Origin of the sequence: Burkholderia sp. LA-2-3-30-S1-D2 (genome assembly GCF_001523915.2) — a bacterium.
Taxonomy (GTDB): Bacteria; Pseudomonadota; Gammaproteobacteria; order Burkholderiales; family Burkholderiaceae; genus Burkholderia; species Burkholderia diffusa.
This window is the reverse complement of sequence record NZ_CP013384.1, coordinates 278,933-291,247: the sequence shown is the minus strand read 5'-3', so window position 1 is coordinate 291,247 and position 12,315 is coordinate 278,933. Positions and strand designations below refer to the sequence as shown.

Genomic DNA, 12,315 nt, shown 5'->3' with positions numbered 1-12,315 from the left:
TGAGCCAAGCGGCGAACCCGCGCGAATTCCGCCGAAAACCGGCCTGAATCGGGTAAAATAGCCGGCTACGCGCGCAGCGATGCGATTGGCCCTCCGATCGCGCCCCGGCCCCTCGGGCAGGTTCCCCTTGCTGCGCCATGGGGCCCGCGCCCGCTCTTCGCTCATCACCCAAGGAATGCCCATGACAGGCTACGATCGTCAGTCGATCTCGGATACGACCGCCAAAATCCTGCTCGAAGTACAGGCAGTGCACTTCAATGCAGAAAAACCGTTCATCTTCACGTCCGGCTGGGCAAGCCCCGTCTACATCGACTGCCGCAAGCTGATCTCGTATCCGCGCGTGCGCCGTGCGCTGATGGAAATGGCGGAAACGACGATCATGCGCGACGTCGGCTTCGAGCAGATCGACTCGGTGGCGGGCGGCGAGACGGCCGGCATCCCGTTCGCGGCATGGCTCGCGGACCGGATGATGGTGCCGATGCAGTACGTTCGCAAGAAGCCGAAGGGTTTCGGCCGCAACGCGCAGATCGAAGGCCATCTGGAAGAAGGCTCGCGCGTCCTGCTCGTGGAAGACCTGACGACCGACAGCCGCAGCAAGATCAACTTCGTCAACGCGCTGCGCACCGCGGGCGCGACGGTGAATCACTGCTTCGTGCTGTTCCACTACAACATCTTCAAGGAAAGCGTGTCGGTCCTGAAGGACATCGACGTCGACCTGCACGCGCTGGCGACCTGGTGGGACGTGCTGCGCGTCGCGAAGGCCTCGGGCTACTTCGAGACCAAGACGCTCGACGAAGTCGAGAAGTTCCTGCACGCGCCGGCCGAGTGGTCGGCCGCGCACGGCGGCGCGACGGCTCCGAAGGAGTAATGCCGGGCCGGCACGCAGCCGGCACCCTGGCCGAACAAGCCGCTCGCCTGATCGCGAGCGGCTTTTTTTTCGTCCACCGATCCACATCGGGGCCGGCCCGCATCGCGCATCGAACCCTAATGCTAGACTTGATCCATCGTCGCCATCAGCTGCGCGGGCAACGCACAACGCCAACAATGCCGGGAGCATCGGTCCGGCCCACGTGACGGGAGAAGCGCCATATGCGTGTGGATCGCCGGATCACTTCGCCTGCGTCCCCGGGTCGTCCTTCGCCGTTCATCGCCGCCCTTGCCTGCGCCGCCGCGTGCGTCGCGTTCGCCGTCCTGCCCGCGCGGGCGGAAGGCCCGTTCACCGTGTCGAGCAACGACCTGACGGCCGGCGGCCGCGTCGGCGCCGCGAACGTGTTCGACCGCGGCGACTGCAAGGGCGCCAATCGTTCGCCGCAACTGAGCTGGCGCAACCCGCCCCCCGGCACGCAGGGCTACGCGATCACGATCTTCGATCCCGATGCGCCGGGGCACGGCTGGTGGCACTGGGCCGTCGCCGGCATCCCGGCAAGCGTCACGAGCCTGCCGGCCGACGCGAGCGCGTCGGGCCTCCTGCGCCGCATCGGCGCGAGCGAGGCGCGCAACGACTTCGGGATCGACGGCTACGGCGGCCCGTGCCCGCCCCCCGGCAAGCCGCACCGCTACGTCATCACCGTCTATGCGCTGAAGGGCACGGACCTGCGCGTCGCGCAAGGGCGCCCCGCACCGATGTTCGAGCACGAGATCGGCACGCTGACGATCGGCACCGCGCGGCTCACGGTCACTTACGGACAGTGAGCGCTCACGCGCCGCCGCCTGCACCGTTGCGCGCGTCCCCGGCCTCCCTCGCCCGCGCCCGCGAATTTCCCCGCCTCGCCTGCGCGCTTTTCTCCCGTCATTTCGACTTGCTAGACTCGGCGTCACCGGTCGCGGCATCCCGCCGCGCATCCGCCGCGCCGCCCGACCGCGGCGCGTGACGCGGCAGGCCGCGACGCCCGCCGTTTCGTCCCCTTCCGGAGAACGCTTCATGTCGAACATCGTCATCGTCTATCACAGCGGCTACGGTCACACACAGAAACTGGCCGACGCCGTCTACGCAGGCGCGCAGGACGCCGGCGCCACCGCACGCCTGATCGCCGTCGGCGAACTCGACGACGCGGGCTGGGCCGCGCTCGACGCGGCGGACGCGATCGTCTTCGGCGCGCCGACCTACATGGGCGGCCCGTCCGCGCAATTCAAGCAGTTCGCCGATGCCACGTCGAAACCGTGGTTCACGCAGAAATGGAAGGACAAGATCGCCGCGGGCTTCACGAACTCCGCGACGATGAACGGCGACAAGTTCTCGACCATTCAGTATTTCGTCACACTGGCGATGCAGCATGGGATGGTGTGGGTCGGCACGGGCATGATGCCGGCCAACTCGAAGGCGGCCACCCGCAACGACATCAACTACGTCGGCGGCTTCACGGGCCTGCTCGCGCAGTCGCCGGCGGACGCGACGCCCGACGAGGGCCCGCTGCCGGGCGACCTCGAGACCGCGAAGGCGTTCGGCCGGCGCGTCGCCGAGGCGACCGCCCGCTGGCTGGCCGGCGGCCGCTGAACGCGGCGGCACGCACGCCCGGTCGCGCCGCCGGTGACGCAGCAATGCCGCGCAGGCGCGCGAGAGCGGTACAAGACGGCCCGCGGGCCGTCTTTTTTTCGCCCCGTGCGGTGCAGGCCCGCCGGATGAGGTCTTAAAATGGCGGTTTCAGGGCGCCGCGGCTCCCGTTTCATTCAGCGAGAACGAAATGAGCACCAAAGTTTTTGTCGACGGCCAGGAAGGTACGACCGGCCTCAAGATCTTCGAATACCTGTCGGCGCGCAACGACATCGAGATCCTGCGCATCGAGGAAGCGAAGCGCAAGGACGTCGACGAGCGCCGCCGCCTGATCAACGCATCGGACGTCACGTTCCTGTGCCTGCCGGACGTCGCGTCGCGCGAATCGGCATCGCTGGTCGAGAACCCGAACACGACGTTGATCGACGCGAGCACCGCGTTCCGCACGCACGCCGACTGGGCGTACGGCCTGCCGGAACTGACGCGCGCGCAGCGCGAGAAGATTCGCACGTCGAAGCGCATCGCCGTGCCGGGCTGCCATGCATCGGCGTTCGTGCTCGCGATGCGTCCGCTCGTGGACGCCGGCATCGTCGCGCCGACCTTCGCCGCGCACAGCTACTCGATCACCGGCTACAGCGGCGGCGGCAAGTCGATGATCGCCGAATACGAAAACGCAGCGCCGGGCGGCAAGCTCGCGAGCCCGCGTCCGTACGCGCTCGCGCTTGCGCACAAGCACCTGCCGGAAATGGCCGCGCACACGGGCCTCGCGCACGCACCGATCTTCACGCCGATCGTCGGCCCGTTCCTGAAGGGCCTTGCCGTGACGACCTACTTCTCGCCCGAACAGCTCGCGAAGCGCGCGACGCCGCAGGACGTGCAGCGCGTGTTCGCCGAGTACTACGCGGACGAACCGTTCGTGCGCGTCGCGCCGTTCAACGCGGATGCGAACCTCGACAGCGGCTTCTTCGACGTGCAGGCGAACAACGACACGAACCGCGTCGACCTGTTCGTGTTCGGCAACGAAGAGCGCTTCGTCACGGTCGCGCGCCTCGACAACCTGGGCAAGGGCGCATCGGGCGCGGCGATCCAGTGCATGAACCTCAACATCGGCGCCGCCGAGGATGCAGGCCTCAAACGCTGATTGCGCTTGCATGCGATGCAAAGCCGGCCGATGGCCGGCTTTTTATTTTCCCGTATCAGGCAATCAATAAAATCCGATTCGCGCATTTACAAATATTTACAAGCTTTCCATTGCGCGATTACCGATGAATTAATTACCCCAATTTCTCCAGTCAATCCCGAATAGGGATAAACCGGATACCGCCGCTTTAAACGCTGCCGTTATACGCGTGAGCGCCTCGAGAGCCCTCCGTGCGTGGCAGCCACCCCACTTCGGCAGCACTCTAGCACCCTTCACGCGTTTTAATTCTTACTGAAATCCCGATCCTGCAAGGATTCATCGCGTGCACGCCGTTTCAATCGTCTTTTTTAGACGAGTTCATCAATTGACAGCAAAAATCCAGACAGCGACATTAGCTCGCACAATTAAACGATTGGAGACAGCGGCATGTCGCACGCCTTATCGAAGGGGGTGGCAACGGCCTTTGCCATCGCCCCTTTCCTGATTGCCTGTGGTGGAGGGGACGGCGGCGCGCCCGCGCCCATCGAAGCACCCCAATGTTCCGGATCGAGTTGCGGCACGCAAGGGCCGCCGCCGTCGCAGCCCATAAACGGCGCGCTGTGCCCGGCCGACGCCGACATCGTCAAGAGCACGTACCTCGGCGGCGCCGGTAGCGGCGAGATCGTCAGCGTCAACATCGACGCGGTCGCGATGACGTACACGCTCAAGTGGCTCGAGTCGCCGATTCCGCTCGCGACCGGCACGGTCACGCCGAGCCGCGCCGGCACCACGATCACCGGCAAGGTCGTCCACCCGCCGACCGGCACGCTGCCGACCGCGGAACAGACGCGCTGCGCGTTCGTGCTCACGCCGGGTTCGGGCACGGCACCGAACGGCTCGACCTACTCGACGGCCGCCGACTTCAACCAGGCGAACCCGCCGATGCTGCTGGTCGGCATGGGTGTGGCCGGCGGCGGCATCCCCGGCGCGACCGTTCAGTACGACGGGCTGACGATCATCCCGGGCGTGATCCAGAACGTCGGCCAGGTGCCGAACCGCCACTTCGACTTCTATCCGTTCCTCGGCTTCGCGAACACGACGACCGACCTCACGAAGCTGCCGGGCACGTACAACGCGCTGATCTACCACCTCGTGCCGTCGAGCAACTACGCGACGAAGGGCACGAATTCGAGCGAGACGTTCGACGCGAACGGCGCATGCACGTCGACGAATGCCGGCGGCTGCCAGACGACCGGCGATCCATGGACAGTGAACGCGACCGGCGGCTACCTCAACAGCGCGAAGGCGCCGCAGATCCTGCCGCAAACGCAGCTGCCGCTGATCGGCGCAACCGGCAAGTCGGCCACCGCGCACATGGTGATCGGCCAGCTCAACGGCGCGACCGTGCCGGTGGTCGTGCGCACGGGCAACGTGAACCTCGGCACGCCGCCGCTGCATGCCGACGCGCAGGTCGACGACGAATCGGGCATCGCGGTGCTCGGCGCGGCGAGCGCGATCCAGTCGGGCGCGATCGACGGCGGCTACGCGGGCGCCGATTCGAACTTCAAGTACACGGCCGCGCTGATCCGCGGCAGCAACGCGTCGTTCATCAACCCGACCACGCAGGCAGAGGAAGACGCCTTCACGCTCGACTACGGCCAGGGAACGCCTGGCCTGCTCAACACGACGACGACGCCGGCAAGCGGCGCGACCTATCCGTCCGCACCGGGCGTGGTGATCGCGACGGGCGGCCTGTACGCGGCGCTCATCCAGGGCACGGTGAACGGCGGCGTCACGTCGACGTCGGCGAACTCGAGCACGTCGTCGACACCGTACTTCGGCGTGGGCGCACAGATCAGCAAGTAACGATCGGGGACGCGGCGGCGCTCGATATGCCGCCGCGGGATGCAGGGAAGGCACGAAACGACGGCGCCCGGCACGGCGCAGGCAGCACGAGCACAAGCAACAGAAGCGGTCGACAGGGAGCCGGCCGCCTGACAAGACAAATCTGGAGGAGCAACATGAAGCGCAACCTCGTTCTGGCGGCGGCCCTTGCCGCCCCCCTTCTTTCCGCGTGCGGTGGCGGCAGCGACAATCCGCCTCCGCTCGTCGAAGACCGGCTCTGCCCCGCGACGCTCGACTACAGCACCGTGTTTACCGGCGGCGCGGGCAGCGGCGAACTGGCCAAGGTCCAGCTCGATACGACCAAGATGACCTGGCAGGTCACCTATGTCGAATCGGCGGTTCCGCAAAAGACCGGCACCGTCACGCCGACCCGCGCGGGCACTGTCGACAGCGGCACGCTCACGCAGGAAACGCTGCTGCCGACCAACAAGCTGAACCAGTGCGCGTTCCGGCTGAATGGCGCGAGCCTCGATGCGTCGCGTCCGGCGCGCATCTTCGTCGGCTTCGGCGTGGCGGGCGGCACGATTCCCGGCAAGGAGATCCAGTTCGACGGCGTGCTCGGCCAGGCGGCGGTGCCCGACACGAAATTCCCGTACTACCCGTTCATCGGCTTCTCGTCGATCGAAACCGACATCACGAAGGTCGCGGGCACGTACAGCCACGTCGGCTTCGGCGAAGTGCCGTCGCAGAAATTCGCGCCGGCGTCGATCGACGCCAAGGTGACGATCAACGCGGACGGCACGTGGACCAAGTGCGACACGACCGGCCAGTTCGCCGGCGGCGCGTGCATGCAGCAGGGCACGAACTTCGTGCAGTCGGCCGACGGCAGCGGCGCGTTCCAGAGCAACAACTACCAGAGCCAGCTGAAGCCGACGCTGTCGGCGACGCCGCAGGGCAAGGGCTTCATGATCGTCGGCAAGCTGCGCAACCAGCTGGTGCCGATCCTCGTGCGCACGGGCGTCGCGAACCCGAACCCGACGCCCGACAGCAACGGCGTGCCGGGCCTGACCGCCGACGACGAATCGAGCATCTCGATCCTCTCGCCGCAGACCGCGATCGCGGCCGGCTCGCAGAACGGCGAATACATCGGCGTCGACAGCCAGTTCGACTACCGGACCACCGCGCTGATCAACAACCAGGCCACGCTGCTCGATCCGTTCCAGCCGTCGCAGGCATCGCTCGCGACCGCGCTCGACCTGGACTACACGCAGAAGGTGCCGGGCACGGTCACGACGATCCACACGGGTTCGGGCAGCACGTCGCCGACCGGCAAGTTCATCTTCACGGGTGGCGTGTTCGGTTTCCTCGACAACGCGGGTTCGACGCCGTATTTCACGATCGGCGCGTTCGTCCAGTAAGCGGAGGCAAGCCGTGATGAAGAAGACCCTTCTTTGCGCGGCGGCCGGCGCCGCCGCGCTGGCGCCGCTCGCGGCGCACGCGCAGAGCGCCGGCAGCAACGTCGTCACGCTGGGCTGGTTCCACGTGATGCCGCAGCAAAGCAGCACGCCGATGACGACCAACGTCGCGCCGACGCCGATCAATACGCCGCTGCGGCTGCCGCCGTCGTTCACGTCGCCTGGCACCGGGCTGCGTACGAGCGGTGCCGATACGGTCGGCCTGACGGTCAGCCACTTCCTGACCGACCACATCGCGGTCACGTCGGTGGCAGGCGTGCCGCCGGTGTTCAAGGTGTCGGGCCAGGGCACGATCAAGCCGCCCGGCCCGGCCGGCGCGCTCGGCACGCAGAACATCGGGCTGGCGTCGGTGAACCCGATCGTGAAGAGCGTGCGGCAGTGGAGCCCGGCCGTGCTGCTGCAGTACTACTTCGGACAGGCGACCGCGAAGTTCCGGCCGTTCCTCGGCCTCGGCGTGTCGTACAACTGGTTCAGCGACCTGCAGCTCAACACGAACTTCATCAAGCAGACGCAGGACAACCTCGGCGCGATTCTCGCGGCGGGCGCGGGCAAGCCGGGTACGACATCGGTGGAGGCGAAGGCGTCGTCGTCGTGGCAGCCGGTGTTCAACGCGGGCCTGCAGTACAACATGACGGAGCATTTCGGGCTGATCGCGTCGGTGACGTACATCCCGCTGAAGACGACGTCGACGGTGACGATCAAGGCGGCCGACGGCACGGTGCTCGCCGAGTCGAAATCGGACCTGAAGGCCGACCCGATCATCAGCTATGTCGGGATGACCTACAAGTTCTGACGCCGACAACGGAGGACGGACAGAGGACGAATGGATGGCCCGCGCAAAAAACGCGTGTCAAGTCCTGGAATAGGTTGACAGTATCCAGGCGCTAGAACGCCCGATGCACCGCATCGGGCGTTTTGTATTTCAGCGCGGCATGTGGCCGTTCATAGTTGTAGATGTGTACCGACTGTTCGACCATCTTGGCGGCCTGTTCAAGGTCCGCAGGACGTTGCAACAGGAACTCCCCCTTGAGAATGCCGTTGACCCGCTCAGCCAGCGCATTCTGATAGCAGTCGTAGCCGTCCGTCATTGAACAGCGCAGGCCGTGATGCCGATGGATGTCCTGATAGTAGGTCGAACAGTACTGGACCCCGCGATCGGAGTGATGGATCAACGGCTGCCGGCTCCGGCGCTTGCGCAACGCCTTCTTGAGCGCCTGACTGACCTGCTCGGTTTGCAGGCTGTCGTGAACGTGATGACCGACGATCTTGCGCGAGAACGCATCCGTGACGAGACTCAAATACACAAACGGGCCAGCCGTCGGCAGATACGTGATGTCGGCCACCCACACTTGTTCGGGGCCGGTCGGCACGATTTGATCCGGCCCGGGTTTCAGTAGATTCGGATGACGCCGGAAGCGGTGATGGCTATGGGTGGTCTTGTGATACGCCCGGTGCGGTACGACCAGTAGGCGCGCGGCACGCAGCACGTCGAACAGCCGATCTCGCCCCAGCTTGATGCCGCGCTCGACCAACGCTGGCCCGAGCAGATGATGGAGCTTGCGTGTGCCCAGCCTCGGCTGGCGAAGCCGCACGTCTCGCACCAGCGCAGTGACGGTCTCGCTCTGCGAGCAACGGTGTTCCTCGCTGCGGCATCGCTTGTAATACGCTTGGCGGCTGATACCCATGTATCGGCAGGCCCGCTCGACGCTCAGCTTTTCGATCCGCTTTTGCGCGACGACCTGCCTGAAGGCTTTTTTACGGTGATCCCGTAATCCTTGCGCATCACGTCGACCACGGCTTCGAATAGCGCGGCTTTCTCCTGCGCCTGTCGCAACTGCGTCTCCAACTCCTTGATGCGCTGCTCCGGTGTGAGCGGCTTTGAGTCTTGCTTTGACATGGTGGAACCCGATCGCGCACGGCCGGATGGATCGGCCCAATCCTGCAAGCCGTGCTTACGTAACCATACCAGCACGGTCGAGCGCCCCTGGATGCCGTAGCGTCGCTGTGCCTCTTTGTACGTCAGTTCGCCTTTTTCGACCTGCGCCACCACCGACAGTTTAAAAGCCAGGCTGTAGTCCCGCTGCGTCCGCTTGATCCCTTGCTCCATTTGGCACCTCTTCGTTTCGGCGAAAAAGTGTCAACCTATTTCAGGACGGGTCAGCGGGCAAAAAAAAGCCCGCCTAAGAGGCGGGCTGAATCCATATCAGAGGAGACATGGAGGAGACAGGTGTAACTATAGCGAATTGATTTCCGCATTGCAACATTTCCGTAGAGAAAATCAGGATTTTCCCTCGAATGCGCACTCTAGCGCGCTAGTTCGCATCCGACCCCTTCTCGTTCTCCCGGTCGAGCACCGCTCCCAGCGCATCGCGCAGCAGCGCGACCGGCCGTGTCAGGCGGCCCGGCAACGCACCGTGCACGATCCACACGTTGATCCGCGTCTCCAGCCCCGCCGTTTCCACCACCCTCAGTGCATCGCGATGCGCACTGCGCGCCAGCGCATTCGGCGACGCAATCCCGATGCCCGCACCGCGCGCGACGAGCGACAACTGCAACTCCGAACCGAACGCCTCGACCGCGACGTCGAACGGCAGCCCGGCCGCGCCGAGCGCACGGCTCAGCGCCGAACGCATCCCGCAGCCGTCCTGGCTCAGCACCCACGGAAAACCCGACAGCACATCGAGCGACAGCGGGCCGTCCGGCAGCGGGAAGTCGCGCGCGGCGACGAGCACGGTCGGCTGCGTGCCGAGCAGCGTAGCCGTCAGCGTGTCGGGTAGCGCCGCGCTGGTCGGCACCATGACCGTCGCGACATCGAGCGTGCCGCGCTCGATGCCCTGCACCAGCGCCGGCGACCAGCCTGCCGTCACGCGCAGCGTCAGTCGCGGAAACGTGTCGCGCAGCTGGTCGATCGGCCGCTCGAGCGCCAGCTCGGACAGGAACGGCGGCACGCCGATGCGCAGTTCGCCGGACGGCTCGCTGTCGGGTGCGCCAGCCGCCATCAATTCGTCGACCGCACCCAGCACGTTGCGCGCGAGCGCATAGACGTCGCGCCCGGCGGCCGTGGGCTTCAGCGGCTTGCTCTGCCGCTCGAGCAGCGGCATGCCCAGCAGCGTTTCGAGGTTCTGCACGCGTCGCGTGAGGCCCGGCTGCGTCAGATGGAGCTTCGCGGCGGCGGCGACCATCGACCCGCTGTCGACCACAGCGACGAACGCCTGGAGATCACGCGTATTCAAAGCAAACTCGCATAATCATGTTAGACATATTTCAATTGTCGCATAAACATCGGGCACCTACGATGGGACTTCCTTCGCTCAAGACCCGAGGCCTTCGATGAACTGCCCTGCCGATTCCTGCCCGCCCGCCGGTCACCCCGCGCGCGGCGCACCGCCCGCGCTCAGTGCAGGCATGACGCTCTTCTTCGCCGCGACGGTCGGCGTGATCGTGATGGACCTGTTCGCCGCGCAGCCGCTGACCGGCCCGATCAGCGCTGACCTGCAGCTGCCGCCCGGCCTCACGGGCCTCGTCGCGATGCTGCCGCAGCTCGGGTACGCAGCGGGCCTCGTGCTGCTGGTGCCGCTCGTCGACCTGCTCGAGAACCGCCGTCTGATCGTGGCGACGCTCGTCGCGTGCGCGACCGCGCTCGCGCTGCCGGCGTTCACGCGGTCCGGCACCGTCTTCCTGCTCGCGACGCTGGCCGCGGGCGCCGCGTCAAGCGTGATCCAGATGCTGGTGCCGATGGCCGCGTCGATGGCGCCCGAAGCGCAGCGCGGGCGGGCAGTCGGCAACGTGATGAGCGGATTGATGCTCGGCATCCTGCTGTCGCGGCCACTCGCCAGCCTGATCGCGGGCACGGCCGGCTGGCGCGCGTTCTACGCGCTGGCCGCGCTCGCGAACGCGGCGATCGCGGCGGTGCTCGCGCGGCGCCTGCCGCCGCGCGTGCCGTCGGTGACGGCCGGCTATCGCGCGCTGCTCGCGTCGATGGGCCGCCTGCTGGCCGACGAACCGGTGCTGCGCCGACATGCGCTGTCGGCCGCGCTCGCGATGGCCGCGTTCAGCGCGTTCTGGACCGCCGTCGGGCTGCGGCTCGCGCAGCCGCCGTTCGGCCTCGACCTGCACGGAATCGCGCTGTTCGCGTTCGCCGGCGCAAGCGGTGCGATCGTCACGCCGTTGGCCGGCCGCGCCGGCGATCGCGGCCACGGCCCGGCCGCGCAGCGCATCGCGCACGTGACGATGCTCGCCGCGCTCACCGTGCTCGGCATCGCCGGCGCCGGCTGGCTCGGCTTCGATGTGCACGCGCACCGCGGGCTCGCGCTGGCGCTGCTGGCCAGCGGCGCGGCGCTGCTCGACGCGGGCGTGATCGTCGACCAGACGATCGGCCGCCGGGAAATCAACCTGCTGAATCCGGCCGCGCGCGGGCGTCTGAACGGGCTGTTCGTCGGGTTGTTCTTCGTCGGCGGGGCGCTCGGCGCGGCGCTCGCGGGCAGCGCATGGGCGTGGGGCGGGTGGAGCGCCGTGTGCGGCGTCGGCTTCGCGTTCGCAGGCGCGGCCGCGGTGTTCGGCTTGTCGGCGAGCCGCCGGGCCGGCGCCGCCGCATGGCCGCGCGCTTGACGCGGGGCCGGACAGGAAAACGCCCCGCCCTCTGACGAGGTGCGGGGCGTCCGGCGGACCGCGCAGGCTTAATTCAGTGACGGACCAGCGCCATCATCGCGCCGAAGCCGACGAAGATGCCGCCCGTCAGCCGGTTGAAGACCTTCGCGACGCTCTGGCTCTTCAGCGTCGCGCCGATGCGCGTGCCGAACGACGCGTAGACGAGATACCAGCTGACCTCGATCACCGCGAACGTGACGACGAGGATGCCGAACTGCGGCAGTGTCGGCTCGGATGCGTTGATGAACTGCGGCAGCAGCGCGGCCGCGAACAGGATCGCCTTCGGGTTGCTGCCTGCGACCAGGAAACCGTTGCGGAACAGCGCCGAGCGCGATGCCGACGCGACCTGGCGCAACACGGTTTCGACGTCGGCGGCAGGCTGTTCGTCGTCGACGCGCGCGCGCCACGCCTTCACGCCGAGGTAGATCAGGTAGGCCGCGCCCGCAAAGCGCAACGTGTTGAACATCGCCGGCCAAGCCTCGAGCACGGCACCGAGGCCCGCCGCCGACACCGACAGCATCAGCACCAGCGCGGTGAGACAGCCGGCCATCGTCCACGCCGAACGCCGCAGCCCGTGCCGCGCGCCGTGCGTCATCACGAGCAGCATGTTCGGACCCGGAATCGCCGACACGACGAACACCGTCGCCACGAAAAGCCACCACGTATGCAGGTTCATGACCACCCCGACCGAAAGAGAAACGAAATGTCGATTATGCCGCGCACGCGGCGTGTCTGTC

General features: G+C 66.9%; 11 protein-coding genes. 8 read left to right on the top strand and 3 right to left on the bottom strand.

Features of this window, described 5'->3' with window-relative positions:
• Nucleotides 1-181: 181 nt before the first annotated feature.
• The 7 genes from WS66_RS13860 (at nt 182) to WS66_RS13830 (ending at nt 7,724) form a co-directional block, all read left to right on the top strand.
• Nucleotides 182-868: an orotate phosphoribosyltransferase gene (locus WS66_RS13860; protein WP_006752465.1), complete on the top strand. Its 687-nt coding sequence runs from the start codon at nt 182-184 to the stop codon at nt 866-868.
• A 221-nt stretch (nt 869-1,089) separates the two neighbouring features.
• Entirely contained in the window at nt 1,090-1,692 is a 603-nt protein-coding gene (locus WS66_RS13855; protein ID WP_059608516.1) for a YbhB/YbcL family Raf kinase inhibitor-like protein, read from the top strand.
• A gap of 229 nt (nt 1,693-1,921) precedes the next feature.
• On the top strand, nt 1,922-2,494 hold the full coding sequence (locus WS66_RS13850; protein WP_059608517.1) for a flavodoxin family protein: 573 nt from the start codon (nt 1,922-1,924) through the stop codon (nt 2,492-2,494).
• A 187-nt stretch (nt 2,495-2,681) separates the two neighbouring features.
• Nucleotides 2,682-3,632 carry an N-acetyl-gamma-glutamyl-phosphate reductase gene (gene argC, locus WS66_RS13845; RefSeq protein WP_059608518.1) on the top strand — a complete coding sequence of 317 codons (951 nt, stop codon included), beginning with the start codon at nt 2,682-2,684 and terminating at the stop codon, nt 3,630-3,632.
• Nucleotides 3,633-4,058: 426 nt separating this feature from the next.
• The gene (locus WS66_RS13840; RefSeq protein WP_059608519.1) at nt 4,059-5,477 is read left to right on the top strand and encodes a DUF2957 domain-containing protein; all 1,419 of its coding nucleotides are present in this window, start codon (nt 4,059-4,061) and stop codon (nt 5,475-5,477) included.
• 155 nt (nt 5,478-5,632) lie between these two features.
• The gene (locus tag WS66_RS13835; RefSeq protein ID WP_059608520.1) at nt 5,633-6,874 is read left to right on the top strand and encodes a DUF2957 domain-containing protein; all 1,242 of its coding nucleotides are present in this window, start codon (nt 5,633-5,635) and stop codon (nt 6,872-6,874) included.
• Nucleotides 6,875-6,890: 16 nt separating this feature from the next.
• A complete protein-coding gene (locus WS66_RS13830) occupies nt 6,891-7,724 on the top strand; it encodes an OmpW/AlkL family protein (RefSeq protein WP_059608521.1) in 834 nt (277 codons plus the stop codon).
• Between the two features lie 91 nt (nt 7,725-7,815).
• On the opposite strand, the gene WS66_RS13825 is transcribed toward WS66_RS13830, so the two are convergent.
• Both WS66_RS13825 and WS66_RS13820 read right to left on the bottom strand, forming a co-directional pair.
• A protein-coding gene (locus WS66_RS13825) for an IS3 family transposase (RefSeq protein ID WP_108064678.1) occupies nt 7,816-9,038 on the bottom strand; the annotation gives its coding sequence in 2 pieces (ribosomal slippage) (nt 7,816-8,670 and nt 8,673-9,038; 1,221 coding nt in all).
• Between the two features lie 205 nt (nt 9,039-9,243).
• Nucleotides 9,244-10,164 (bottom strand): LysR family transcriptional regulator, encoded by a 921-nt coding sequence (locus WS66_RS13820; RefSeq protein ID WP_059607769.1) that lies wholly within the window; start codon nt 10,162-10,164, stop codon nt 9,244-9,246.
• Between the two features lie 97 nt (nt 10,165-10,261).
• Between WS66_RS13820 and WS66_RS13815 the strand changes: the two genes are divergently transcribed.
• A complete protein-coding gene (locus WS66_RS13815; protein ID WP_059607768.1) occupies nt 10,262-11,539 on the top strand; it encodes an MFS transporter in 1,278 nt (425 codons plus the stop codon).
• Nucleotides 11,540-11,612: 73 nt separating this feature from the next.
• Here WS66_RS13815 and WS66_RS13810 read toward each other — a convergent pair whose 3' ends face one another.
• Nucleotides 11,613-12,254, bottom strand: a complete 642-nt coding sequence (locus tag WS66_RS13810; protein WP_059607767.1) for a LysE family translocator — start codon at nt 12,252-12,254, stop codon at nt 11,613-11,615.
• Between the last annotated feature and the right edge of the window lie 61 nt (nt 12,255-12,315).